The 25,275-nt window shown below is 71.8% G+C and carries 16 protein-coding genes; 5 read left to right on the top strand and 11 right to left on the bottom strand.

The genetic code is table 11. The features are described 5' to 3' along the window. Positions 1–24: 24 nt before the first annotated feature. Positions 25–1,779 (top strand): cellulase family glycosylhydrolase, encoded by a 1,755-nt coding sequence (locus AB0F71_RS06630; protein WP_360229223.1) that lies wholly within the window; start codon positions 25–27, stop codon positions 1,777–1,779. A gap of 88 nt (positions 1,780–1,867) precedes the next feature. Here the strand turns inward: AB0F71_RS06630 and AB0F71_RS06625 are convergent, their stop codons facing one another. From AB0F71_RS06625 to AB0F71_RS06585, 9 genes are all read right to left on the bottom strand, one after another. Beyond that, on the bottom strand, positions 1,868–3,289 hold the full coding sequence (locus AB0F71_RS06625) for a non-reducing end alpha-L-arabinofuranosidase family hydrolase (RefSeq protein WP_360229221.1): 1,422 nt from the start codon (positions 3,287–3,289) through the stop codon (positions 1,868–1,870). Positions 3,290–3,710: 421 nt separating this feature from the next. Then, positions 3,711–4,799, bottom strand: coding sequence for an aldose epimerase family protein (locus tag AB0F71_RS06620; RefSeq protein WP_360229219.1), 1,089 nt, complete (start codon positions 4,797–4,799; stop codon positions 3,711–3,713). Between the two features lie 86 nt (positions 4,800–4,885). Continuing rightward, the gene (gene araA / locus AB0F71_RS06615) at positions 4,886–6,394 is read right to left on the bottom strand and encodes an L-arabinose isomerase (protein ID WP_360229217.1); all 1,509 of its coding nucleotides are present in this window, start codon (positions 6,392–6,394) and stop codon (positions 4,886–4,888) included. Positions 6,395–6,409: 15 nt separating this feature from the next. After that, positions 6,410–7,078 carry an L-ribulose-5-phosphate 4-epimerase gene (locus AB0F71_RS06610; protein ID WP_360229214.1) on the bottom strand — a complete coding sequence of 223 codons (669 nt, stop codon included), beginning with the start codon at positions 7,076–7,078 and terminating at the stop codon, positions 6,410–6,412. Next, positions 7,075–8,772 carry a ribulokinase gene (locus AB0F71_RS06605; protein WP_360229211.1) on the bottom strand — a complete coding sequence of 566 codons (1,698 nt, stop codon included), beginning with the start codon at positions 8,770–8,772 and terminating at the stop codon, positions 7,075–7,077. Before AB0F71_RS06605 ends, AB0F71_RS06610 begins: the two co-directional genes overlap by 4 nt. A gap of 310 nt (positions 8,773–9,082) precedes the next feature. Further along, positions 9,083–10,075, bottom strand: coding sequence for a LacI family DNA-binding transcriptional regulator (locus AB0F71_RS06600; protein ID WP_360229500.1), 993 nt, complete (start codon positions 10,073–10,075; stop codon positions 9,083–9,085). 451 nt (positions 10,076–10,526) lie between these two features. Further along, entirely contained in the window at positions 10,527–12,011 is a 1,485-nt protein-coding gene (locus AB0F71_RS06595; RefSeq protein ID WP_360229209.1) for an arabinofuranosidase catalytic domain-containing protein, read from the bottom strand. A gap of 325 nt (positions 12,012–12,336) precedes the next feature. After that, positions 12,337–14,265: a phosphatase PAP2 family protein gene (locus tag AB0F71_RS06590; RefSeq protein ID WP_360229206.1), complete on the bottom strand. Its 1,929-nt coding sequence runs from the start codon at positions 14,263–14,265 to the stop codon at positions 12,337–12,339. A 129-nt stretch (positions 14,266–14,394) separates the two neighbouring features. Continuing rightward, positions 14,395–15,765 carry a jacalin-like lectin gene (locus AB0F71_RS06585; RefSeq protein WP_360229203.1) on the bottom strand — a complete coding sequence of 457 codons (1,371 nt, stop codon included), beginning with the start codon at positions 15,763–15,765 and terminating at the stop codon, positions 14,395–14,397. 670 nt (positions 15,766–16,435) lie between these two features. Between AB0F71_RS06585 and chvE the strand changes: the two genes are divergently transcribed. From chvE to mmsB, 3 genes are all read left to right on the top strand, one after another. Then, on the top strand, positions 16,436–17,530 hold the full coding sequence (gene chvE, locus AB0F71_RS06580) for a multiple monosaccharide ABC transporter substrate-binding protein (RefSeq protein ID WP_360229200.1): 1,095 nt from the start codon (positions 16,436–16,438) through the stop codon (positions 17,528–17,530). A gap of 109 nt (positions 17,531–17,639) precedes the next feature. Next, on the top strand, positions 17,640–19,187 hold the full coding sequence (gene mmsA / locus AB0F71_RS06575; RefSeq protein ID WP_360229197.1) for a multiple monosaccharide ABC transporter ATP-binding protein: 1,548 nt from the start codon (positions 17,640–17,642) through the stop codon (positions 19,185–19,187). Positions 19,188–19,190: 3 nt separating this feature from the next. Further along, positions 19,191–20,426, top strand: coding sequence for a multiple monosaccharide ABC transporter permease (gene mmsB / locus AB0F71_RS06570; protein ID WP_360229194.1), 1,236 nt, complete (start codon positions 19,191–19,193; stop codon positions 20,424–20,426). Positions 20,427–20,550: 124 nt separating this feature from the next. Here mmsB and AB0F71_RS06565 read toward each other — a convergent pair whose 3' ends face one another. Together AB0F71_RS06565 and AB0F71_RS06560 are read right to left on the bottom strand one after the other, a co-directional pair. Further along, positions 20,551–21,048 (bottom strand): hypothetical protein, encoded by a 498-nt coding sequence (locus AB0F71_RS06565; protein WP_360229191.1) that lies wholly within the window; start codon positions 21,046–21,048, stop codon positions 20,551–20,553. A 117-nt stretch (positions 21,049–21,165) separates the two neighbouring features. After that, positions 21,166–22,215 carry a LacI family DNA-binding transcriptional regulator gene (locus AB0F71_RS06560; protein ID WP_360229188.1) on the bottom strand — a complete coding sequence of 350 codons (1,050 nt, stop codon included), beginning with the start codon at positions 22,213–22,215 and terminating at the stop codon, positions 21,166–21,168. A 379-nt stretch (positions 22,216–22,594) separates the two neighbouring features. Between AB0F71_RS06560 and AB0F71_RS06555 the strand changes: the two genes are divergently transcribed. Further along, complete coding sequence (locus AB0F71_RS06555; RefSeq protein ID WP_360229498.1) at positions 22,595–25,162, top strand: RICIN domain-containing protein; 2,568 nt, start codon at positions 22,595–22,597, stop codon at positions 25,160–25,162. The last annotated feature ends 113 nt before the right edge of the window (positions 25,163–25,275 follow it).

The following is a 25,275-nucleotide window of genomic DNA, read 5'->3' as shown; positions in this document are numbered from 1 at the left end:
CCCGTCAGCACGAGAGGGACAATCGTGAACGACGCCCAGCACACCGCACGTCCCCGCAACCGCCGCCTCCTGCGCACGGCCGGCCTCGTGGTGGCCCTGGTCACCACCGGCGCCCTCTGCGGCGGCACCGCCGTCGCCGCCCCCGCCGATCACCAGCCCCTGGCAGCGGCCGAGGCGGCGGGGGCCAGGGTCCCGAGCGACCCGATGGCCGCCGTGGCCCGGATGCAGCCCAGCTGGAACCTCGGCAACACCCTCGACGCCATCCCCGACGAGACCTCCTGGGGCAACCCGCTCACCACCAAGGCCACCTTCGACGGCCTCAAGGCCCAGGGCTTCCGCAGCGTCCGCATCCCCGTCACCTGGTACCCGCACCAGTCCGACACGGCCCCCTACACCATCGACCCGGTGTGGATGAACCGGGTGAAGCAGGTGGTCGACTGGGCCCTGGAGGACGGCCTCTACGTCGAGATCAACGTCCACCACGACTCGTGGAAGTGGATCGAGTACATGTCGACCGACCACGACACCGTCATGGCGCGGTTCAACTCGACCTGGCAGCAGATCGCCACCGCCTTCAAGGACGAGCCGCGCACCCTGCTCATGGAGAGCATCAACGAACCGCAGTTCGACAACTCCACCGACGCCCAGAAGACCCAGTACCTGCGGGAACTCAACACCTCGTTCCACAGCATCGTCCGCAACTCCGGCGGACGGAACAAGGACCGCCTGCTCGTCCTGCCCTCGGAGGAGACCAACAACGCCCAGCACTGGCTGGACGACCTGTCCACCACGATGAGCTCGCTGCACGACCGCAACCTGGTCGCCACCGTGCACTACTACAGCTGGTACCCGTTCAGCGTGAACATCGCCAACGGGACCACCTACGACGCGAAGGCCCAGTCGGACCTCACCGAGGGCTTCGCCCGCGTGCACGACACCTTCGTCGCCAAGGGCATCCCGGTCTACCTGGGCGAGTACGGCCTGCTCACCTCGCCCTACTCCGGCGTGGTCGAGCGCGGCGAGATGCTCAAGTACTTCGAGCACGTCAACTACGAGGCGCGGCGCAACGGCATGACCTCCGCCGTGTGGGACGCCTTCAACGACTTCCTGAACCGCTCCACCATGCAGTGGGCGGTCCCCGAGATGAAGGCCCTGATCCAGAGCTCCTGGCGGACCCGCTCGGGCACCGCCTCCACCGACAACCTCTTCCTGCCGAAGTCCGGCCCCGTCGCGGCGCAGACCGTCACCCTGAACCGCAACGGCCTCGGGTTCGCCGGCCTGTGGCAGGGCGACCGGCCGCTGATCCCCTACGTCGACTACACCCTCGACGGCGACCGGCTCACCCTGACCGCCGGCGCCCTCACCCGGCTCGCCGGGGACCGCGCCGCCGGGATCAACGCCACCCTCGAAGTCCGGTACTCCGACGGCGTCCCGTGGAAGCTCTTCGTGCGCTCCTACGACAAGCCGACCATGGCCGACGCCACCGGGACGCTCGACGGGCTCACCATCCCCACCCGGTTCAACGGCTCCCTGATGGCCAACGTGCAGTCCACCTACGCCGACGGCACCGCCGCCGGCCCGGCCTCCTGGACCACCTACCAGACCTTCGACAACTACCGCGCCGACTACGGCGCCGACACCACCACCGTCAAGCCCGACTTCCTCAAGTCGCTCAAGGACGGCGCCCCGGCGACGCTCACCTTCCGCTTCTGGACCGGTGACACCGTCACCTACACCGTCACCAGGTCCGGCAACACCGTGACCGGCACCGTCTCCTGACCCCCGCCCCTCCCCGCCCCGGCCGCCACCTCCGGCGGCCGGGGCTCCTCAGGAGTCGGGTACGGGTTCCCGGGTGGAACGGCGCGGGTCAGCGCTGCAGGGTGAGCACGCCCGGCCGGTACGGCAGTTGGATGTAGGGCGCGCCATCCGAGGAGGGGTTCCTGCCCTGGTAGAGGAGCTGCAGGTTGCAGGGGTCGACGGTCATGGTCTGGTCGGGGTTGTTGCGGACGAGGTCGCCGTGGCTGATGTCGTTGGTCCAGGTGGCGCCGCTGTTGGCCTTGCCGGCGAAGGGGTTGCTCGCGGTGGCGGCCTGCGCCGTCCAGGAGCCGTTCAGGCTGGTGGCGGTGAACGAGCGGAAGTAGCGGTGCTCGTTCGCGTCCCGGGCCTCGACGAGCATGAGGTACTGGTTCTGGCCCTGGACCTTGTAGACCTGGGGCGCCTCGAACAGGTTCTGCACCGTGTCGGTCATGACCGTGGTGTACGAGGAGCCGAAGCTGGCGGGGAAGTTGCCGATCGGCATGCTGGCGCGGTAGATGCTGCCGTTGTCACCGGCGAAGAACAGGTACATGTTCTGGTCGTCGGCGATCAGGGTCGGGTCGATCGGGCCCCCGGTGGGGAGGCTGCCGGTGAACAGCGCCTGCGGAGCGGACCAGCCGTTGGGGTTGGTCGGGTCGCTGGACGTGCGGTAGGTGAAGGGCCAGGCGGTGCCCCACCCCAGCGAGGCCAGCACCCAGGTGTTCTTGGGCGCGAAGTAGAACAGCTGGGGCGCCACCGCGGACGAGGGCATGACGGTCTGGGTGGCCGAGGCCATGTCCGACCAGTTCGTGAAGGGGGCGAATCCCATCGACTTCCACGAGGTGCCGTCGGAGTAGGTCGCGTAGACCAGGTGCTTGCCGTTGTAGACCACGTCGGTGAAGTCCTTCAGCGCGGCGCCGCCGTTCACCGGGTCCGCCAGCGGACCGGTCGAGGTCCACCGGTACGTCGACGGGAGAGCGCACGTGGTGCCCGTCCCGGACAGGCCGGTCCACTGCTGGTTGCCGGTGCCGCTGCAGGTCCAGAGCTGCACCGCCGTGCCGTTGGCGGTACCGCCGCCCGACACGTCCAGGCACAGTCCGGACTCGGTGCTGACGATGCTGCCGTCGGTGTTCACCTTCCACTGCTGGTTCGCCGCGCCGGTGCAGGTCCAGATCTCCACCCGGGTGCCGGCCGCGGTGGCGTGGCCCGGGACGTCCAGGCACTTGTTGCCGTACACGGTCAGCTGGTTGGCGGACGTCAGCGTCCACTGCTGGTTGGTCCCGCCCGAGCAGTCCCAGATCTGCAGGAACGTTCCGTCACTCTGGGTGGCGTTCGGCACGTCGAGGCACCGGCCGGATCCCGCACCGCGCAGGGCGCCGCTGGTGGCCGCCTGCGCCGGGGCTGCGACGAGCATCGCCGCCAACGCCACCACGGCCGCGGCCATCGCGGCGAACACCACCGTCAGGGGCCTGCGGTCGGAACGTCGTCTGCGCATCAAGATCTCCTGTCTGGGAGGGAGGGAACCGTCACCCGGTCCGGCAGTCGTTAACACGTGTGCAACCTGACGGCGGGCGCCAGGAGTTAGGCTCGACCGGCGAGGAATCCCCACCGTCGCCCGCCGGAACCCAAGAGGCGGCGATCCCGGGTGGGCCACCACACTGCCCGTCGGACCACCGCTCGTCCTCGGAGGATTGTTAACGCTAACAATCCACGGCCGAAGCGAGCCCCCTGCTGGGAGGCGGATCCGATCCTGGGTGTGAGCGGAGTCAATACCCGCGCGCCCCGGCCCGTCAAGACGGCTGCACCGACTTTCCTACCGGAGTGGCCGGAGGCCCGGACGCGCCAGCGTCGAAACCACACGGGGGCGGTGGGGCCCACCCGGCCCCACCGCCCCCTTCCCCTCGGCCGGGTGACCCCTACTCGGCCGAGAAGCGGTACACGGTCATCGAGCGGAACTCCTCCCCCGGGCGCAGGACGGTGGAGGGGTACTCGGGCCGGTTCGGCGAGTCCGGGAAGTGCTGGGTCTCCAGCGCGACGCCCGCGTACGCGCCGTACGGGCGCCCGGAGCGGCCGATCAGGGTGCCGTCGAAGTGGTTGCCGGTGTAGACCTGGATGCCCGGTTCCGTCGTCAGGCAGTCCAGGCGCCGGCCGCTGGCCGGGTGGCTCAGGGCGGCGACCTGCCGGAACCCGTGGCCGTCCAGGACCCAGTTGTGGTCGAAGCCCGTGCCGGCCCGGAGGATCTGCCGGTTCCCCTCGGCGAAGCGGTTCCCGATCCGCCGGGCCTCGCGCAGGTCGAAGGGCGTGCCGTCGACCGGCGCCACCGGTCCGACCGGTATCAGCCCCGGGTCCACCGGAAGGTACCCGCCGGCCTCCACCCGCAGCAGGTGGTCCAGCACCGTGCCGTCGCCCTCGCCGGCCAGGTTGAAGTACGCGTGGTTGGTGAGGTTGACGACCGTCGGGGCGTCGGTGGTCGCGCGGTAGCCGATCCACAGCTCACCCGCCGGGTCGAGCAGGTACGTGACCTCGGCCGTGAGCGCTCCCGGGAAGCCCTGGTCGCCGTCGGGGCTGTGCAGCCGCAGCCGCACCCCGGCCCGCCGGCCCTCCCGGACCGCGACGCCGTCCCACAGCCGGGAGGCGAAACCGTCCGTTCCGCCGTGCAGGGCGTGGCCGCCGGGCGGGGCCGCCACCCGGTGCGTGGCGCCGCCGAGCGGGAACTCCCCGCCCGCGATCCGGTTCGCGTAGCGGCCGACGGTCGCCCCGAGGTACACGGCCTCCCCGAGCAGGTCCTCGACGCCGTCGCAGCCGAGGACGACGTTCGCCGGCACCCCGTCGCGGTCCGGCGCGTACAGGGCCTGGAGGCGGGCGCCGAGACCGAGCACCTCGGCGCTCACGCCCCGGGGCGCGGCCAGCGTCCAGCTGGTGACGGGCCGTCCGTCCGGCAGCGTCGCGGTGACGTTCTGGGAGACGGTCACCTCGCCCGTCGATGTGAGCGCTTCTCTCGGCACGCGGCCGCTCCGTTCCGTGCGGGGTCTCGGCGTGAACGGGCGACGCCCGCCGGGTCGGCGGGCGTCGTCGGTTCGGGACAAGGGCCTCACAGCCCCTGGGCCAGGCGGTGGTACGCCTGGTTCCAGCGCAGTTCCTTGGTGAACCGGCGCAGGGACGTGTCCTCGTCGATCAGCAGGAGTTCCACCCCCAGCATCTCGGCGAGGTCGTCGAGCTCCTCGGCGCCGAGCGCCCGGGTGAGCACGGTGTGGTGCGGGCCGCCGGCCGTCAGCCACGCCTCGGTGGAGGTGTGGAGGTCCGGCCGCGGCTTCCACACCGCGCGGGCGACCGGCAGGTGCGGCAGCGGCGCCGGCGGCTCGACCACGTCCACCTCGTTGGCGACCAGCCGGAACCGGTCGCCGAGGTCCGCGAGGCCGACCACCACGGCCGGGCCGGGCTCGGCGTCGAAGACCAGGCGGACCGGGTCCTCCCGGCCGCCGATGGACAGCGGGTGGATCTCGCAGGAGGGGGTCCCGGCCGCGATGCTCGGGCAGACCTCCAGCATGTGCGCGCCGAGGATCAGCTCGGAGCCGGACTCCAGGTGGTAGGTGTAGTCCTCCATGAAGGAGGTCCCGCCGGGCAGGCCGCTGGAGGCCGCCTTGAGGGTGCGCAGCAGGGTGGCGGTCTTCCAGTCGCCCTCGCCGCCGAAGCCGTAGCCGTCGGCCATCAGCCGCTGGACGGCGAGGCCGGGCAGCTGGCGCAGTCCGCCGAGGTCCTCGAAGTTGGTGGTGAACGCCTTGAAGCCGCCCTGCTCCAGGAAGCCGCGCAGGCCGAGCTCGATGCGCGCCGCGTAGCGCAGCGAGTCGTGGCGCTCCCCGCCGGCCCGCAGTTCGGGGGCGAGGCGGTAGCTGTCCTCGTACTCCTTGGCCAGCGCGGTGACGTCGGCGTCCTCGGCCGCGTCCACCGCGGCGACCAGGTCGTTGACGCCGTAGGTGTTGACGGAGACGCCGAAGCGGCGCTGGGCCTCGACCTTGTCCCCCTCGGTGACGGCGACGTCGCGCATGTTGTCGCCGAAGCGGGCGAGCCTGAGGCTGCGCAGTTCGGCGCGGCCGGCGGCGGCGCGGGCCCAGGCTCCGACCCGGGCGGCCACGGCCGGGTCGCTGACGTGCCCGGCGACGGTCTTGCGGGGGACGCCCAGGCGGGACTGGATGTAGCCGAACTCGCGGTCGCCGTGGGCGGCCTGGTTCAGGTTCATGAAGTCCATGTCGATGGAGTCCCAGGGCAGTTCGACGTTGGCCTGGGTGTGGAGGTGGAGCAGCGGCTTCTGCAGGGCGTCGAGTCCGGCGATCCACATCTTCGCCGGGGAGAAGGTGTGCATCCAGGCGATCAGGCCGATGCAGTCGTCCGCGGAGTTCGCCTCCAGGCAGATGCGGCGGATGGCGTCCGCATCGGTGAGGACGGGCTTCCAGACCACCTCGACGGGCATCGCCGGGGCGCCGTCCAGGGCCGCGGCGATCTGCCGGGACTGCTCGGCGACCTGGCGCAGCGTCTGCTCGCCGTAGAGGCCCTGGCTGCCGGTCAGGAACCAGACCTGGCGTCCGTTCAGCGGCTTCTTCACGGGGGTGGCTCCTTCTTACCGGCCCTGGGGCTGGCCGTAGACGTTCTGGTAGCGGTGGTTGAGGCTGTCGATGTCCGCCTGGGCGATGGGCAGGGGCTCGCCGAGCTGGCGGGAGAGGTGGACGGTGCGGGCCACGTCCTCGCACATCACGGCGGCCTTCACGGCGGCCTTGGCGTCCTTGCCGATGGTGAAGACGCCGTGGTTCTGCATCAGGACGGCCGGCGAGCGGTGGCCCCTGAGGGTGTCCACGATGCCCCGGCCGATCGAGTCGTCGCCGATCAGGGCGAACGGGCCGACGGGGATCTCGGCGCCGAACTCGTCGGCCATCGCGGTGAGGACGCAGGGGACGGCCTCGCCGCGGGCCGCCCAGGCGCAGGCGTAGGTGGAGTGGGTGTGGACCACGCCGCCGACCTCGGGCATGTTGCGGTAGACGTAGGCGTGCGCGGCGGTGTCGGAGGAGGGCGCGTGCTCGCCCTCGACGACCTTGCCGTCCAGGTCGCAGACGATCATGTTCCCGGGCGTCAGCTCGTCGTAGGAGACGCCGCTCGGCTTGATGACGAGCAGGTCCTCGCCGGGGACACGGGCGGAGACGTTGCCGGCCGTCCAGACGACCAGGTTGTAGCGGACCAGTTCCTGGTGGAGGTCGCTGACCTGGCGGCGGATGCGGTCGATGGTCGCGTTCACAGGGCCTCGCTCGGTGTGGTGAGGGCGGTGTTGCGGATGTCGCGCAGGCGGTGCAGGAGCTTGTCGGCGCCGCGGCCGAAGTGGTCGTGCAGCGCGCGGTACTCGGCGAAGAGCAGGTCGTAGGTGTCGGCTGCGGCCGGGTCGGGCAGGTAGGCGCCCTGCCGCACGCGGCCCATGGCGGCGGCCGCGGTGCGCACGTCCGGGTGCGCTCCGGCGGCGACGGCCGCGTGGATCGCGGAGCCGAGCGCCGGCCCCTGCTCGGACTCGGCGACCGAGACCGGGCGGCGCAGCACGTCGGCGTAGATCCGCATCAGCAGGTCGTTCTTCTTGAGGCCGCCGGTGACGATGAACTCGGTGACGGGGACGCCGCCCTGCTCCAGCGCCTCGACGATGACGCGGGTGCCGAAGGCGGTGGCCTCCAGCAGGGCCCGGTAGACCTCCTCGGGGCGGGTGGTCAGGGTGAGGCCCGCGATCACGCCGGACAGGTGGTGGTCGACCAGGGTGGAGCGGTTGCCGTTCATCCAGTCGAGCGCCACCAGGCCGTGGGCGCCGACGGGTTGGGCGGCGGCCTTGCGGGTGAGCAGCTGGTGGAGGTCCTCGCCGTTGGCCTCGGCCTCGGCCAGGTAGTCGGCGGGCACGCCCTGGCGCAGCCACCAGGCGAAGATGTCGCCGACGGCGCTCTGGCCGGCCTCGTAGCCGTAGGAGCCGGTGACGATGCCGTTCTCGACGACGCCGCAGATGCCGGGGACGTCGGCGAGGGTGGCGCCGTTGACGACGTGGCAGGTGGAGGTGCCCATGATGGCGAGGAGTTGGCCGTTGTCGACGGCGCGGGCGGCCGGTGCGGCCACGTGGGCGTCGACGTTGCCGGCGGCGACGGCGATCCCCGCGGGCAGGCCGGTCCACTGCGCCGCCTGCGGGGTGAGCGCGCCCACCCTGGAGCCCAGCGGGGAGAGCGGGTGCTCCAGCCGGGTGCGGGCGAAGTCGGCGAACTGCGGGTGGAGCGCGGCGAGGTAGTCCTCGCTCGGGTAACTCCCGTCCTGGTGGATGCCCTTGTAGCCGGCGGTGCAGGTGTTGCGGCTCTCGGCGCCGGTGAGCTGCCAGACGATCCAGTCGGCGGCCTCGATCCAGCGCTCGCAGGCGGCGTAGACGGCCGGGTCCTCCTCCAGGACCTGCAGGGCCTTGGCGTACTGCCACTCGGCGGAGATCTTCCCGCCGTAGCGGGAGATCCACTTCTCGCCGCGGGCGTGGGCCAGTTCGTTGATCCGGTCCGCCTGGGGCTGCGCGGCGTGGTGCTTCCAGAGCTTGGGCCAGGCGTGCGGGTGGCCGGACCAGGCGGAGGTCTCGGCCAGCGGGGTGCCGTCGGCGAGCACCGGCAGGACGGTGCAGGCGGTGAAGTCGGTGGCGATGCCGATGACGTGCGCGGGGTCGACGCCGGCGGCGGCGACCGCGGCCGGGACGGCGGTGCGCAGCACCTCGCGCCAGTCCTCCGGGTGCTGGAGCGCCCAGTCGGGCGGGAGCGGTCGGCCGGTGCCGGGCAGGTCGCTCTCGATCACGGCGTGGGGGTAGTCGTGGACGGCGGTGCCCACCTCCTCGCCGTCCCTGACGCGGACCACCACTGCGCGGCCGGAGAGGGTGCCGAAGTCGACGCCGACGACGTACCGGTCGGGGTCCTGGGCGGGAGGGGTCACGGTCACGTGCTCATCCTTCGTGGGAGGGGTCTGCGTCGTCGTCTGTCGCCGGTGCGGTCCTCGGCCGGGGCAGGGCGGACCGCACCGGCGACAGGCTTCATTCCGCCGCCTTTCCCTCATGAGGCGGCGGAACGCGGAACCGTCGGCCGGGCTCACGGAAGCGGGATGCGGTGGCCCGGCCGGCGGAGTGGAAGGGAGCGTTTCTGTTAACGCTCACAGAGATTGTTAGCGCTAACAAACGGCATGTCAAGGGAGGCGACGGACGGCATCGGTCAGTCTGCGGAACCGGCGCTCGGGGACCGGGCGCCGGGTCGGCTCAACGGCGCACGGCCGGTCCCGCGCTGCGCCGCAGCACCAGCTCCGGGCTGATCTCCAGCTGGGTCGGTGCGGAGCGCGCGCCGCCCTCCAGCTCGGCGACGAGCAGTTCCAGGGCCCGTCTGCCGAGTTCGCCGAAGTCCTGCCGCACCGTGGTCAGCGGCGGGGTGAAGTACGCGGCCTCCGGAATGTCGTCGAAGCCGATCACGCTGATCTCGTCCGGGACGGCCCGGCCGGCCTCGTGGAGGGCCCGCAGCAGGCCGAGGGCCATGTGGTCGTTGGCGCAGAAGACGGCGGTGACCTCGTGCAGCCGGGCGATCCGCAGCCCCGCCTGGTAGCCCGAGCGGGCGCTCCAGTCGCCGCGCTCCACCTCCGGCACCGGGCATCCGGCCGCCTGCAGCGTGAGCCGCCAGCCCTCCTCCCGGTCCTGGCTCTCCCGCCAGTTGACCGGACCGGCCAGGTGGTGCACGGTGCGGTGCCCGAGGTCGATCAGGTGCCCGGTGGCCTCGCCGGCGCCGTAGCGGTTGCCCACCGACACCATGGGCACACGCGCCTGGTCGCCCGAGCCGACCGCGACCAGCGGCACGGAACTGGACAGGCGTGCCACCGCGCTGACGGAGGAGGTCTGCGGCGCGATCACCACCACGCCCTCCACCCCCTGGTCCCGCAGCCGGTCGACGGCCTCCTGGACCGAACGGCCGTCCAGGGAACGCAGACTGGTCACGGTCACGAAGTACCCGGCGCTGCGCGCGGCCCGCTCGATCCCGTCCAGCATCGAGGCCGGGCCGTAGAGGGTCGAGTCGAAGCTGACCACGCCGAGCGCCTGCGAGCGGCGGGTGACCAGGGCGCGGGCCGCGGAGTTGGGGCGGTAGTCCAGCTCCCGTATGGCCGCCAGCACCCGGTCCCGGGTGTCGGGCTTCACGTGCGGGGCGCCGTTGAGCACCCGGGACACCGTTTGGTGGGACACACCCGCCAGTTTCGCCACGTCCGCCATCACGGGCTGACGCTGTTCCGTCCCGGTGCTGTCCGTTGCCACTGCAGTCCCCTCCTCCTGATTGTGGACCACAGTACGCGACCAGGTCCAGGCCAATTCGTCACCCTCGGCGCGACGGGCGGATCCCTTCCTACCAGGCGCTTCGGCCCTCCCACATCTGGCCATTGCGGCGTGTTGACGCTCCCGGAGGTGCCCCGACTGCCAAAGCGTGACCTCGTCGAACGGGGAAGGCGCCGGGCATGATCGCGTTGCTCCCCACGCCCTTCCCCCGTCACGTCCCGGTCACACCACCGGGTGACGTCCGGTTGACGGCACGGCGAACGCGACACCACCGGCGCGGCACAGGGACGACGGCCGGCCCCGGCCCCGCTGGTGCGCGGAGCCGGGGCCGGGTTCGGTCGGGGGCGGGCTCGGTCGGGCCGGGTTCGGTCGGGGGCGGGTGCTGCCCGAGCTACCCGAGCGCCCACCTCTGGTTGTCGCCGCCCCAGCAGCTCCACAGCTGGACGGGCGTGGCGTCGGCCGTGCCGGCCCCGGCGACGTCCAGGCAGCGGCCGGACTGGACGCCGGTGACGCTGCCGTCGGCGTTGAACTGCCACTGCTGGTTGGCACCGCCGTTGCAGGGCCAGGTCACCACCTTGGTGCCGTCGGCCGTCGCGCCGCCGTACGCGTCCAGGCACAGCGTGGTGCCGGAGACGTCCACGGTGAGCCTGCCGTCGGCGGTGCGGGTCCACGTCTGGCTCGCCCCGCCGGAGCAGCCGTTGATCTGCGTCTGGAGCCCGGGGGTGCCGGAGGCGCCGGGAACGTCCAGGCACTTGCCCGAACCGGCGCCGCGCAGGGCCCCCGAGGCGGCCGCCGGGGAATTGGCGTAGCCGGCCGCGACGATGTTTGCCTGGACGGCGTTCTCGGTGGCCTCCGACGGGTAGCCGGCGGTCATCACGCCCTCGTAGAAGGTGCCCCGGGCGCTCTTGCTGTTGTCGCCGCCGATGCCGAGGATGATCGCGCCCTCCTTGTGCATCGGGTCGTAGCCCGCCGCGTTCGGGCGCGGACCGGAGTAGAAGGTCGACAGGCCGCCGGACTGGGCGTCGCCGGCCCGGATCGCCCACTGGTTCGGGGCTCCCTTGACCATGGCCGTGAGGTAACGGTGGTTCACCGTCGGGTCGTTGGCGTTGTAGCGCGTGTCGGCGCCGGAGAACAGGCCGTTCTCCAGGTCGGCCATCACCCAGGGGCCCGGCCCGGAGCCGTAGCCCCAGACCTTGATGTTGCCGAAGTAGATGGCCTCCATGTGGCCGTTTCCGGTGTCGTTGCTGCTGGTCTCGGCGTTGCCGTAGTCGAAGCAGCAGCCGCCGTTGTAGTGGGTGCCGTCGAGGATCGCGTACATCCCCTCGGGCTGGTCGCCGGTGGCGACGCCGGAGGTGTGGTTGTTGCGGTAGCCGGTGCCCGGGGCGACGTACACGCCGTAGGCGCGGTGCCCGTTGAGCGTGGTGGGCGCCAGCGTGGCGTCCGCGAGGTTGTCCGGGCCGGGCGCGGCTCCACCGCCGGGCGCCTGGGTGAGGTGGTTGTGCCGCTCGCTCTGGTCGTAGATGACGGTGATCACGCACGTCGTGTGCGCGCAGAAGGCGTCCTGGGCGGCGGCGTCGGCGTAGCCGCCGGTGCTCAGCACGCCGATGTCGCGCAGCGCCTGGTCCGAGGCGCGCCGGACCTGGTACAGCGGCCCGGCGTAGCCGCCGTAGAGCGCGCGCGTGGTGCTGTGCGCGGCCACGCACGGTGTGCCGCCGGCGCGGTAGATGTCGCACGGCCCCTGGGTGGCGGCCTGGGCCGCACCGCTCGTCGCGGTGGCGCCGGCCAGCGCGCCGACGAGGACGGCGAGGGCCGCCCCGGCCCGGGCGAGACGGCGCAGCGCGCCCCGTCCACGGGTGGTCCTGGTGGTGTCACTCATGCTGTCTCCCTGCTCGTCGTTGAGCGCGGCTCAAAGGGAATGTGAGCGCTAACAATCCAGCCCGGGACAGAGTTCTCCCACCCGGGCCGGACATGGAGAGTTCCTCGAGCGGCGACAGTGCCCGCACCGACGGTGTCCCGTCAAGACTTCTGACGCGCCCCGTCCGTACGGAACCGCACAAACCCGCCATCCGCACACGCCCCACCGCCACTACGGCAACAGGGCTGCGCTCACCGTGACCGTGCCGGCCCGCTGGTCCGGCTCGACCTGGTCGCGGGCACGGTCATGGGCTCCCCCGTCGGATTCCGGGGGTGCGGAGGTGAGTTCAGCAGCTGGTCAGGCGCACCGCGAGGCCGTCGCGGGTGTACAGCGGCGTCGCCCGGTACCCGTCCGCGTCGACGGTGACGCGGGCGAACCCGCCTTGCAGGGTACGCGCGTTGAGCACCGGCAGCACCACGTCCTCGTCCAGTTCGAGGTCCTCCGCCGGCCGCACGAGGAGTTCCGCGCCCTGAGCGATCGTCACCCGGCCCGCGATTGTCAGCGCCGGGGCGTGGCAGTGGTGGAGCGTCAACTCCAGGCGTGCGCCGGCCGACTGCAGGTAGTCGCCGTGCAGCCGCAGGGGCCCCCGTTCGACATCCACCCGCAGGGTGCCGCCGCGGACCTGGACGCCGCCGCGCCCGAGGGCGTCGCGGGAGCCGGCCGCGAGGACTCCTGCCGTCACCACGGTGGTGCCGGTGTAGCGGTTGGTGCCGGTCAGGGTCAGCGTCCCGGTGCCGCGCTTGGTGAGGCCGCCGGATCCGCCGATGTCGTTGCGCCAGGTGTCGGCCGCGCAGAACCCGCCCTCGGCGGCGTTCAGGTCCACGGTCACGTCCTGCTCGAACGCGCCGTACCCGTCGGCCGCGGCGAACAGGTCGAGCCGGCCCCACATCTCCGGGCCGTCCAGCAGGACGTAGCCGCCGGGCAAGGCGGTGGTGCGCAGCACCTCGCGGCGCTGGGCGGCGTCGAGATAGGGCAGGCGGGTCTCCAGCAGGACTTCGGCGCCCTTGGGCACGCTCATCGGGACGCTGCGGCCGCTGCGGCGCAGGACGTACGTCAGCCGCGGGGTGACCAGTTCGGCGTTGGCCTCGCGGTCGGCGTACGGGTCCTCGGCCGGGGCGGCCCGATGGGCGTAGGCGTACAGGGTGTCGGCGGTGCTACCGGTCTTCGCCCGGAAGTACGCGGCGGCCTGGCTGCGGGCGGCGGCCTTGAGGGCGGCGTTGCGCGGGTCGGCGAGGGTGGCGGCGGCGAGCGCGGTGGCGAGCGTGCGGCCCCCGATGACGTCGAGCGGGGAGTGCATGCCGGCGGTGATCCGGGTGTGGCTGAGCTCGAAGGCCCGGGTGACCAGCTCCTGGAAGCGCTCGGGCACCGCGTACGCGAGCGCCAGTGCGGCCAGGTGGAAGGCGTTGGTGTGACCGCTCACGAAGCCGCCGTCGTCGGCCGGGGAGGTGCCGCGCTGGCGCAGCAGTTGGGGGGCGACGACGACGTCCGAGTCGTAGACCGGGAAGCCGAGGGCGTCGGTGGCGCCGGTGTCGACCACCCCGCTGTCCTCGTTCAAGCGCCAGGGGCGCGGGTACCGGTAGGCGTACTTGGCGGGGTTGCCGGAGGCGTACGGTCCGCGGAGCGCGTTGACGAGGGCGACCACCTGCCCCAGCTCCGAGTCGACGGCCCCGGGGCCCAGCGCGGAGCCGGCGGGCGCGTCGGCGGGGACGGCGTCGTCGACCTTGGCGGGCGGGGTGGTGTCGGGCGCGGTGGTGATCGAGGTGACGGCCCGGGCGCCGGTCCGGTACAGGCCGGCGAGCGGGCCGAGGCCGGCGATGACGGCGTAACTCTGGTGCTGGCGGTCGTAGATGAACGCCTCGCGGGCCTGGGCCTCGGTGCGCTCGGTGGTGACCTCCACGCAGTAGTCCACGTTGGCGCGCAGGATGTCGGCGAGCAGCGGCGAGCCGTCGTTCCAGGACGTGCCGGTGTGCCAGATCCGGTTCATTCCGGTGAGGATGCGCACGGCGGCGTTCCCCTCCGGGGTGAGGTCGGCCATCGTGTTGGTCGTGTAGGAGTCCACGAAGGCGGCGCCCTGGGCGGGGCCGGCCGGGGCGGCGGCGGCCCGCTGCGGTGTGCCCAGCAGGCTCAGGGCCGCGGGCCCGGTGAGGAGGGCGGCCGAGGTGCCCGCCGAGGTGCGCAGGAAGCGGCGGCGGTCCAGGGTGCGCTGATCGTTCATGGGGTTCTTCCTGCGGTGGTGGGCCCGGCGGGCGGGAGCGGTGGTTCAGGAGCGGCGTTCAGGAGCGGTGTTCGGGAACGGAGGGTCCCCGGCCCGGTCGGCGGCCCGGGCCAGGGAGGTTCGGGGCGGTCAGCGGCGGGTGAACAGGAAGCCGAGCTTGTCGACCTCGTCCCCGGCGCGTCCGTGGAACCCGGCGATCTGCCAGCCGGCGGGCGCGGTGCGGGTCACGCAGTCGCCGGTGGTGGTGCCGCCGGCCAGGGAGCGGCCCAGGTTGGTGGTGAAGGAGGCGTAGAAGATGCGGGTGTGCCCGTCGCGCGAGCCCTGGCAGAGCGTGGCCGCGCTCAGGTACTCGTCGCTGCCCAGGGTGAGGGAGGAGGCGGTGCCGCCGGAGCCCCCGTGCGTGAGGGTGGTGCCGTCGGCGAGGGTCAGGCCGACCTGGTCGACCCGGGCGCCGGAGCGCAGGCTGACGGTGGTGGCCCGGGCGCCGGGCGCGACGCGGTCGATGTCGTCGTAGAAGTCGCCGTGCGGGCCGCCGAACTGCTCGCTCGCCAGGTAGGCCTGGTTCCGGCTCCAGGTGAAGCCGACCGCGACCGGGTCGTGGTCGCTGAGCATCCTGCCGGAGCCGTCGAGGAAGTCGGCGTGCTTGTTGGCGTACGAGGTGGCGGCGAGTGAGACGAGCGGGCTGCTGCGGTACAGGACCTTGTCGACGATCTCGCAGGTGTCGGTGGGCGCGTTCTGGTCGCACAGCAGCGGGTCGGCGCCGCGGGTCGGCGCCACGCCGCCGCGCTCGAGCTGCACCCACGCGTCGGTCAGCCCGTTGTCGGCGGCGAAGGCGCCGATGGTGTCGTCGGCGCGGGTGTAGCGCGTGTTGGTGTCGCCCATCACGACCACGGCGTTCCCGGCCGAGTGGGTCCTGATGTAGCCGGTGAGCTGCGCCAGGTTGGCGGCACGCGCGGTCTCGTCGCCGGGGTTCGTGCCCGCGTTCGCGTGGAGGTTGTAGAAGTCCACGTACACGCCCTCGGCCAGCCGGGTCCGCATGAAGGTGAAGCCCTTGGGGGTGAGGCAGTCACCGGAGTCCAGCTGGCAGTCGTTCCACTTGACGCGCTCGAAGTCGTCGGTGTCGTAGGCGAGTCCGGACAGGGTGTTGAGGCCGCTGCCGATGCCCGCCCCGCCGCTGGTCGCCGTGCGGTACGGGTGTGCGTCGGCGGCGTACAGCGCAGCGTGGTAGTTGAAGTCCTCCTGGACGTGCACGACGTCGTACGGCCCCAGCCGCTGGCCGATGGCGGTGGTGCTGCTCTGCCGCTCGGTGGGGGCGCTGTTCACCGGCTGCGGGAGCCCGGCGACGTTGTACGTCAGCACGGAGAACGACCCGCCCCCGGCGTCGGCCTGCGCGGCCTGCGCGGCTGGCGCGCCGACCAGGCCGCCCAGCGCGGCAGCCGCGCCGAGCGCGCCCACGAGGACGGAGCGGAGAAGGGGATGGCGGAGGCGGGACTTGGACATCGGTGTGCTCCGTTCGGAGTACGGCGTCGGGATCCGGTGCCCCGGAGCGTACGAGTGGACCGTGATCGCGTCAACCAGGTCGCCACGCCCACAAACCGCCTCTGACCTGCTGTTTTACCAGGCCACGCCAAGTTCACCGGCAATGTTCTGTTAGCGTTAACAGACTGTTCTCGCCCGATCGTTCGGAGCGGGTCCCGGCGATGTGCCCGACCGTGTACCCGACCGGGTGCCCGACCGGGTGCCGGACAGGCACGGTCGCGCCCGCCCGACACACGTTCAGGCGGACTCACCCGTCGGCGGTCGGGCGTTGCCGCACGCCGAGCAGTCGGCGCCCCGCGCCGGACGGCGCGAGCCCCGCCAGCCGCAGCCCCTTCCGGACAGACGCCGGATTGACGTTGATGGCCTGTTTGTCGCCCCTTCGATCCACCCCCGTCCAACCGTTCGCATCCGGACGGACCCGCCCCCGGGACACCGCGACCGAACGGTGACCCAAGGCCCCTTGACGACGCTGTTGTGAGCGTTAACACTTCATTTCACGCCAGGCCAGAGCTACTGCCACCCCAACGTCCACAGCGCGAGGGACCGCTCCGGCCCCGGCCCGCTCGACCACTCCCAGCCGCCCAGTCAGGGGTGCGCTGTCCCGGTCGCGGAACATCACCATGGAGGAACTGTGCGGAAGCTTTCAGCGGGCCTCGTCGCAGCGGGCCTGACGCTCTCGTTGGCGGCCTGCGGGCAGAGCGCCAACGGAGTCGGCGACGGGGCGGCCAAGGGCGACGCCAAGGGAGGGCTCATCGGCATCGCGATGCCGACCAAGTCGTCGGCCCGCTGGATCGACGACGGCAACAACATGGTCAAGGAGTTCCAGGCCAAGGGCTACAAGACCGACCTCCAGTACGGCGACAACGTCGTGGAGAACCAGGTCTCCCAGGTGGAGAACATGATCACCAAGGGCGCCAAGCTGCTGGTGATCGCCGCCATCGACGGCTCCTCCCTCACCAACGTGCTGCAGAAGGCCGCCGACGCGCACATTCCGGTCATCTCCTACGACCGGCTGATCCGGGGCACCCAGAACGTCGACTACTACGCGACCTTCGACAACTACAAGGTCGGTGTCCTCCAGGGCGGGTACATCGCCGACAAGCTCGGCCTCAAGGACGGCAAGGGGCCGTTCAACATCGAGCTCTTCGCCGGCTCGCCGGACGACAACAACGCGACCTTCTTCTTCAACGGCGCGATGAGCGTCCTCAAGCCGTACATCGACCAGAAGAAGCTGGTCGTGCAGAGCGGCCAGACCGACTTCAACCAGGTCGCCACGCTGCGCTGGGACGGCGGCCTCGCCCAGTCCCGGATGGACAACCTGCTCAGCAAGGCCTACACCTCGGCCCACGTCGACGCCGTGCTCTCGCCGTACGACGGCATCTCGATCGGCATCATCTCCTCGCTCAAGGGCGTCGGCTACGGCAGCGCCAAGTCCCTGCCCGTCGTCACCGGTCAGGACGCCGAGCTGGCCTCGGTGAAGTCGATCATCGCGGGCGAGCAGACCCAGACCGTCTACAAGGACACCCGCCAGCTCGCCAAGGTCGCCGTCCAGATGGGCGACGCGCTGCTGACCGGCGGGAAGCCCGAGGTCAACGACACCACCCAGTACAACAACGGCGCGAAGGTCGTTCCGGCCCAGCTGCTCCAGCCGGTGAGCGTCGACAAGGACAACTACCAGAAGGTCCTGGTCGACAGCGGCCAGTACACCGCTGACCAGCTCAAGTAGCCCCGCGGGGCCCGCTCGACGGGCCCCGCGCCGAACCGGCGGTGCGGCGCCCGGACTCCCCCGGGCGCCCTACGGGCCGCACCGCCCCGAACGATACGGACGCACACCCATGGCTGGACCCGTTCTCGAAATGCGGTCGATCAGCAAGTCGTTCCCCGGCGTCAAGGCACTCTCCGAGGTCAACCTGACCGTGGCGGCCGGCGAGGTGCACGCCATCTGCGGCGAGAACGGCGCCGGCAAGTCCACCCTGATGAAGGTGCTCAGCGGGGTCTACCCGCACGGCAGTTACGAGGGCGAGATCCTCTTCGAGGGCGAGCCCTGCCAGTTCAAGGACATCCGGGCCAGCGAGCAGCGCGGCATCGTCATCATCCACCAGGAACTCGCCCTGGTGCCGTACCTGTCCATCGCCGAGAACGTCTTCCTGGGCAACGAGCACGCCACCCGGGGCATCATCAGCTGGCACCGGACCCTCACCCACGCCGGCGAACTGCTCCGCCAGGTCGGCCTGGCGGAGAGCCCGCACACCCGGATCGCCGACCTCGGCGTGGGCAAGCAGCAACTGGTCGAGATCGCCAAGGCGTTGGCCAAGAAGGTCAAGCTGCTCATCCTCGACGAGCCGACCGCCGCGCTGAACGACGAGGACAGCCGCAAGCTCCTCGACCTGATCCTGGAGCTCAAGGCGCAGGGCATCTCCTGCATCATCATCTCGCACAAGCTGAACGAGATCGCCCGGGTCGCCGACGCCGTCACCATCCTGCGCGACGGGCAGACCATCGAGACCATCGCGATCGGCCCGGAGGGCATCTCCGAGGACCGGATCATCCGCGGCATGGTCGGCCGGGACCTGGAGCACCGCTATCCCGAGCGCACCCCCGACATCGGCGAGGTCGCCTTCGAGATCGAGGACTGGACCGTCCGGCACCCGATCGACCAGCAGCGCACCGTGGTGGACGGCGCCTCCCTGAACGTGCGGCGCGGCGAGATCGTCGGCGTCGCCGGCCTGATGGGCGCCGGCCGCACCGAGCTCGCGATGAGCGTCTTCGGCCGCTCGTACGGGCGCTGGGCCGGTGGCCGGGTGCTGCTGCACGGCCGGGAGATCCGCACCCGGACGGTGCCGGAGGCCATCGGCCACGGCATCGCCTACGTCACCGAGGACCGCAAGCACTTCGGCCTCAACCTGATCGACGACATCAGCCGGAACATCTCGCTGAGCGCGCTCGGCAAGGTCGCCCGGTACGGCCGGGTCGACCGGCACGAGGAGACCAAGGTCGCCGAATCGTTCCGGCGGACCATGAACATCAAGGCCCCGACGGTGTTCACCCGGACCGGCACGCTCAGCGGCGGCAACCAGCAGAAGGTCGTCCTCAGCAAGTGGATCTTCGCCGGGCCCGAGGTGCTGATCCTCGACGAGCCGACCCGCGGCATCGACATCGGCGCCAAGGCGGAGATCTACACCGTCATCGCCGAACTGGCCGCCCAGGGCAAGGCGGTACTCGTCATCTCGTCCGAACTCCCCGAACTCCTCGGCCTGTGCGACCGGATCTACACCATGGCCGAAGGCCGGATCACCGGCGAGGTCGCCCGCGCCGACGCCACCCAGGAATCCCTCATGCGGCTCATGACCATGAGCGCCGCATCCAGCAACGAGCAGGTGTGAGGCATGGCCCAGACCGAGATCATCCCGGACTCCGCCCAGAACGGGCCCGAGCCCGACCCGAGCCCGTCCGTCGGCGCCGCCCTGGCCCGCGCACTGCGCGGCAACGTGCGCCAGTACGGCATGCTGGTCGCCCTGGCGCTGATCGTGCTGCTGTTCCAGATCTGGACCGACGGCATCCTGCTCCAGCCGCTCAACATCACCAACCTGATCCAGCAGAACGGCTACATCCTCATCCTGGCGATCGGGATGATGATCGTCATCATCGCCGGGCACATCGACCTGTCGGTCGGTTCCCTGGCCGCCTTCGTCGGGGCCGCCGCCGCGGTGATGATGGTCGAGCACCACCTGCCGTGGCCCGTGGCGATGCTGATCGCGCTGGTGATCGGCGCCCTGGCCGGCGCCTGGCAGGGCTTCTGGATCGCCTACCTCGGGATCCCGTCCTTCATCGTCACCCTGGCGGGCATGCTGCTCTTCCGCGGCGGCACCCAGATCCTGCTCCAGGGCCAGTCGGTGGCGCCGTTCCCCAAGGGCTTCCAGAGCATCAGCAGCGGCTTCCTGCCCGAGGTGGGCCCGCACACCAACTACCACAACCTCACCCTGCTGCTCGGTCTCGCGGTGTTGGCCGTGGCGGTCCTCCAGGAGCTGCGCGGCCGGCGGCAGACCGCCTCGTACGGGCTGGAGGTGCTCCCGCTCGGGCTGTTCCTGGCCAAGCTCGCCGTGATCACGGCGGCCGTGGTCGTGTTCACCCTGCTGCTGGCCAGCTACCACGGCGTGCCGATCGTCCTGCTGATCCTCGGCGCCCTGCTGGTCGGCTTCGGCTACCTGATGCGCAACTCGATCATCGGCCGGCACACCTACGCCATCGGCGGCAACGAGGCGGCGGCCAAGCTGTCCGGCGTGAAGAGCAAGCGGGTCGTCTTCCTCGCCTTCACCAACATGGGCGTCCTCGCCGCACTGGCCGGGCTGGTCTTCGCCGCACGGCTCAACGCCGGCACCCCGCAGGCCGGCATCAACTTCGAGCTGGAGGCGATCGCCGCCGCCTTCATCGGCGGCGCCTCCGCCAGCGGCGGCGTGGGCACCGTGATGGGCGCGATCATCGGCGGCCTGGTGCTCGGCGTGCTGAACAACGGCATGTCGCTGGTCGGCGTCGGCACCGACTACCAGCAGGTGATCAAGGGCCTGGTGCTGCTCGCGGCCGTGGGCTTCGACGTCTACAACAAGCGCCGGGCCGGTTCCTGATCCGGTGAGCGACGCGGCAAGCCGTTGAGCGACGCGGCAGGACGGGCACGGTGCGGCGGCACCGTGCCCGTCATGCCGCGTTCAGCCTCTTGTTCAATCGTCGAGTACGGCATCGCCGCGCCGGTCAGACCCCCTCGCCGTCCCGGCGCTCCAGCCCGGCCGCCCGGGCGCGCGCCCGGGCCGCGTGGGAGGCGATCAGCAGCGCCAGCCGCTTGGACCGACGGACGTGCACCAGGACCAGTGGCTCCTCCCTCCCGCGGACCAGCAGGGCGACGGTCGTGTGGTGGAACGTCGACACCTCCCGGCCGCCGCTGCGGCGGGTCTCCGCGTAGCCGGGGCGGTAGCTGACGTCCAGGATGTCGGCCCAGCCGAGCAGCATCGGGTCCGGCGTGCGGGCGAAGCGCAGCCACAGGCCCTCCGGGCGCACCTCGACGGTCCGCAGGCCCACGCTCGGCGGGAGCTGACCGATGACCACCAGGCCGCCCAGCACGACCGCGTCGACCACCAGCCCCTGCCACAGGATGCCGTGGTAGATCAGCAACCAGAAGAGCAGGACCAGGGCGATGAAGGCCCACTTCCAGACCGCCAGCGGAACGTAACGGCGGACGTGGTGAACGCTCACAGAGCCACCCCTGGGCATCGCCTGTGACATGACTTCCCCCCAACCCAAACGTTTGGCCCAATCGTTTGGGTTGGATGATAGGCAGGTTCGACCGAAGGCGCCAGAGGCCGGAACTCCTCACCTGGACCGGAGAAGTGACGGCCCGACAGCCGCTCCGCTGGAGGCCCGCTCCACCAGCTCGGGCGCGAGCCGCCGGGAGCGGGCGGGCGCGCCGCCGATCCGGCGCAGCAGCTCCCGCACCGCCACCCGGCCCTGCTCCGCCATCGGCGAGCGGACCGTGGTCAGCGCGACCGGCAGCTCGGCGGCGACCGGGGTGTCGTTGAAGCCCGCCAGGGCGAGGTCCCGCCCCGGGTGCCTGCCGAGGTCCCGGGCCGCTCCCAGGACCCCGATGGCGGCCAGGTCGTTGACGGCGAACAGCGCCGTGGGGCGGCCGTCGGCGGTCAGCAGGGCGGTCGCCGCCTCGCGGCCGCCCGCGGTGTCGAAGGCGCAGTGCCGCACCAGTTCGGGCGGCACCGGCAGACCGGCCTCCGCGTACCGGTCGACGAAGCCGGCGGTGCGGTCGGTGCCGGTGCTGGCGAAGGGCTCCCCCGCGACGCAGCCGACCCGGCGGTGCCCCAGCCGCAGGAAGTGCTCGGCGACCAGGCGTCCTCCCCGGTAGTCGTCACAGGTGACGGCCGGAAGCCCGCCGTCGGTACGGCGGTTGACCAGGACGTGCGGCGTGTCCCGGAGCGCCGGGTCCGCCAGGGCGGCGCCGTCCAGGTGCGCGTCGCCGATGATGAGGCCGTCCACCCGCCGGCCGAGGACCATCGCGATCCGCTCGCGCTGGCGGACCGGATCGTCCTGGGTGTTGGTGACGAAGGCCGCGAACCCGTGCCGGGCTGCCTCCTCCTCGATGCCCTCGTAGATGGTCGCGACGACGATCTCGGACAGCCGGGCGAACACCACCCCGATCAGGTTGCTGCGCCGGGTCCGCAGACTGACGGCGGCGGGATCGCGCCGGTAGCCCAACTCCTCGGCCAGGTCCCGGACCCGACGGGCCGTCGTGCCCGAGGCGGCCCGCCGCCCGTCGCCTTCGGATCCGTTCAGGACCCTGGAGACGGTGGACACGTCCAGCCCCAGCTGGTCGGCGATCACCCGCAGCGTCACCGGGCGGCTCTCGATACCCATGACCGACTCCCTCTCCTCCACGACCGCCATTGTGCGCGATCACCGCGCGGGCCGTCGGCGGGGGTTTCCACGGCCGGTGGCTGCGCCGGAGGTCGAGCCCACCTCCGAGGTCGAAACTTTTTTCGGCGGGCGGCAACCTCCCGCGCGACGGCGGCAACTGACAGGCGACACCGAGGGCGGAACACCCCGCGGTTCGTCCGATCCCACCACCTGCCGCCGCCGCGCGCCCGCCCGTACGACCGGGTGTGGTGCGGCGGCGGGGCCGAAGCAAGGAGTAGCCCCCATGAACGAGACGGATGCCACGGCGGAGGGCCGCGGCCGGCGCGCCCGGGCGGCCGGCAGCGCAGGGCGTGCCCGTGGGCGCCACCGCCGGCGCGCGATGAGCGCGACCGCCCTGCTGCTCGGCGTGCCCGTCGCCGTCGGGTCGTACTTCGTGTTCACCCACGAGGAGTCCCAGGCCGCGACGGTCGACGGCGATGCCTACTACCGGCTGGTCTCCGTACGCAGCGGCAAGGTGCTGGACGTCGACGCCTTCTCCACCGCCGACGGCACCCGTATCCAGCAGTGGACGGACCAGGCGACGGCCAACCAGCAGTGGCGGCTGCGGCCCACCGGGGACGGCTACTACGAGCTGGTGAACCGCAACAGCGGCAAGGTGCTGGGCATAGCGGGGGATTCGACCGACCGGACGGCCACCGCCGAGCAGCAGACGGATCGTTCCGCCGCCGCCCAGCAGTGGCGGATCGACGATGTGAGCGGTTCCGACGCCGTCACCTTCACCTCCCGCAGGAGCGGCCAGGTCCTGGACGTCTCCGGAGCCTCCACCGCCCAGGGCGCGGCGGTCATCCAGTATCCCGGCTGGGGCGGGACCAACCAGCAGTGGAAGCTGGTGAGGATGCCCGCGACCGACGGCGCGCAGGCCACCGGACCGTACGTCTGGAAGAACGCCCAGATCGTCGGCGGCGGGTTCGTCACCGGCTTCGTCTTCAACCCCAGCCGCAAGGACCTCCTCTACGCCCGCACCGACATCGGCGGCGCCTACCGCTGGGACGCGGCCGCCGGCCAGTGGACCTCGATCACCGACTGGATCAGCGACTGGAACCTGCTGGGCATCGAGAGCCTGGCGACCGACCCGGTCGACCCGAACCGGCTGTACCTGGCGAGCGGCACGTACACCAACGGCTGGGCGGGCAACGGCTCGATCCTCCGCTCCACCGACCAGGGCAGGACCTTCCAGCGCACCGACCTGCCGTTCAAACTGGGCGGCAACGAGGACGGCCGGTCGATGGGCGAGCGCCTCGTGGTGGACCCGTCCGACCACAGCAAGCTCTACCTGGGCACCCGCAAGAACGGCCTGTGGCGCAGCACCGACTACGGTGCGACGTGGAGCCAGGTCGGCGCCTTCCCCGTCAAGGACGGCGCGAGCAGCGGGGTCGGCCTGTCCTTCGTGACCTTCGGCCCGGCGGGCAGCAGGACGATCTACGTCGGCGTGGCCGACAAGTCCACTTCCCTGTACCGCTCCACCGACGGCGGCAACTCCTGGCAGGCCGTGCAGGGCCAGCCGACGGGTCAGTTGCCGCACCACGGCGTGCTGTCCGGCGACGGCTCGCTCTACCTGACGTACAGCGACGGTCCGGGCCCGCAGCCGGTGACGGCCGGATCGGTGTGGAAGTACACGCCGTCCACCGGGGCGTGGAAGAACATCTCGCCGTCCAGCGGCCACTACGGCTTCGCCGGTCTCGCGGTCGACGCCGAGCACCCGGACACGGTGATGGTCACCACCCTCAACCGCTGGTACCCCAACGAGGAGCTCTACCGGTCGACCGACGGCGGCGCGACCTGGAAGGCGCTGGGCTCGACCGCCGTGCGCGACGCCTCGGCCGCGCCCTACGTGGGGTCCGGCAGCGTCGGGCACTGGATGGGCGCGCTGGCCATCGACCCGTTCGACTCCGGACACGTCCTGTACGGCACCGGATCGGGCATGTGGCGCAGCACCGACGTGACCGCAGCGGACCGCGGGGGCGCCACCCACTGGACCATCCCCAAGGGGGTGGAGGAGACCGCGACCAACGGACTGATCAAGGCGCCCGGCTTCCCGCTGGTCAGCGCGCTCGGCGACCAGAGCGGATTCCGGCACGACGACCTGACCAAGTCCCCGACCCGGCAGCTGGTCGGGCCGAAGTTCACCACCGCCACGGGCATCGACTTCGCCCAGGCCAAGCCGTCGTTCTCCGTGCGGGTCGGCTCCGGCGGCGAGCAGCACGGCGCCTACTCGACCGACGGCGGAGCGACCTGGTCGCCGTTCGCGACGGCGCCGACGGCCGACGCGGCCGCCGGCTCCACCGCCGTCTCGGCGGACGGGGCCACCGTGGTGTGGACCCCGGAGGGCCAGGTGCCGTTCGTCTCGACCAACCGCGGCGCGTCCTGGACGGCGGTCTCCGGCCTGCCCAAGGACGCGGCCGTGGTGGCCGACCGCTCTGCGGCGAACACCTTCTACGCCCTCAGCGGCGGCACCCTCTACGCCAGCACCGACGGCGGCAGGCACTTCACCACCCGCGCCACCGGCGTGGCCTGGGGCCAGCTCAAGGCCGTCCCGGGCGTCGCGGGCGACCTGTGGATCGCGAGCAAGGACGGCGGGCTCCAGCACTCCACCAACGGCGGGGCGAGCTTCACCAAGGTCGCCGGTGTGCAGGAGGCGAGCGGCCTCGGCTTCGGCAAGGCGGCACCGGGCGCCGGCTACCAGGCCCTCTACCTCAGCGGGACGGTCAAGGGTGTGACCGGGCTGTTCCGCTCCACCGACGCCGGCTCGACCTGGGTCCGGATCAACGACGACCAGCACCAGTACGGCGGGACGGTCATCAACGTCATCACGGGCGACCCCGACGTGTACGGCCGCGTGTACTTCGGCAGCTACGGCCGCGGCGTGGTGTACGGCGACCCGTCCTGACCGCGGCGGCCCGGGGCGGACGGCGTGGCCGCGCCGTCCGCCCCGGGCCGGCCGACGCGGGCCGTGGAGGGCTGCAGAGGGCCGCGGGGGCCGTGGAGGGCTGCGGAGGGCTG

This window comes from Kitasatospora sp. NPDC028055, from assembly GCF_040637885.1.
In the GTDB taxonomy this organism is placed as follows: domain Bacteria; phylum Actinomycetota; class Actinomycetes; order Streptomycetales; family Streptomycetaceae; genus Kitasatospora.
Note: the sequence above shows the minus strand (reverse complement) of the source record. Positions and strands in the feature narration are given on the sequence as shown.

Bases quoted from the DNA above. Each gene is read 5' to 3' on its own strand.
- mmsB (WP_360229194.1), top strand. From the start codon at position 19,191: ATGGCCCAGACCGAGATCATCCCGGACTCCGCCCAGAACGGGCCCGAG.
- AB0F71_RS06600 (WP_360229500.1), bottom strand. From the start codon at position 10,075: ATGGCGGACGTGGCGAAACTGGCGGGTGTGTCCCACCAAACGGTGTCC.
- mmsA (WP_360229197.1), top strand. From the start codon at position 17,640: ATGGCTGGACCCGTTCTCGAAATGCGGTCGATCAGCAAGTCGTTCCCC.
- AB0F71_RS06585 (WP_360229203.1), bottom strand. From the start codon at position 15,765: ATGTCCAAGTCCCGCCTCCGCCATCCCCTTCTCCGCTCCGTCCTCGTG.
- AB0F71_RS06595 (WP_360229209.1), bottom strand. From the start codon at position 12,011: ATGAGTGACACCACCAGGACCACCCGTGGACGGGGCGCGCTGCGCCGT.
- AB0F71_RS06590 (WP_360229206.1), bottom strand. From the start codon at position 14,265: ATGAACGATCAGCGCACCCTGGACCGCCGCCGCTTCCTGCGCACCTCG.
- AB0F71_RS06555 (WP_360229498.1), top strand. From the start codon at position 22,595: ATGAGCGCGACCGCCCTGCTGCTCGGCGTGCCCGTCGCCGTCGGGTCG.
- AB0F71_RS06625 (WP_360229221.1), bottom strand. From the start codon at position 3,289: ATGCGCAGACGACGTTCCGACCGCAGGCCCCTGACGGTGGTGTTCGCC.
- AB0F71_RS06560 (WP_360229188.1), bottom strand. From the start codon at position 22,215: ATGGGTATCGAGAGCCGCCCGGTGACGCTGCGGGTGATCGCCGACCAG.